Origin of the sequence: Mesorhizobium sp. M4B.F.Ca.ET.214.01.1.1 (assembly GCF_004791545.1) — a bacterium.
GTDB classification, from domain to species: Bacteria; Pseudomonadota; Alphaproteobacteria; order Rhizobiales; family Rhizobiaceae; genus Mesorhizobium; species Mesorhizobium abyssinicae.
On record NZ_SRUX01000236.1, the window covers coordinates 1 to 302 of the forward strand.

Genomic DNA, 302 nt, shown 5'->3' on the forward strand with positions numbered 1-302 from the left:
CGAGGACCTGCAGGCTCGCGCCATAGTTCTGTCCGACCAGCCAGCCAAGCAGCGGCTTGTCGTGGACCAGCGCATCGATCTTGCCGGCGCGCAGCGTGTCCAGGCCCTGCTGGACGGTGGCAAAGTCCTGATGCCGGATATGGGTCGAATCCAGATAGGACGCGGTCGAGGAATTCCGCACGGCGCCGACCCTGACCGTGCCGAGGTCGCTTTCGCCCTGCACCATGCCTTCCATCTGCGTCACGGTCAGCACCGATGTGACGCCCGCGGTGAACACCGCGATGGCGATGATCGATCCCATC

At 64.9% G+C, this 302-nt stretch carries 1 protein-coding gene; it reads right to left on the reverse strand.

Translation table 11 applies throughout. The features are described from left to right. On the reverse strand, positions 1-302 hold a 302-nt coding region (locus EN857_RS34035; protein ID WP_135897731.1), incomplete at both ends, for a transporter substrate-binding domain-containing protein.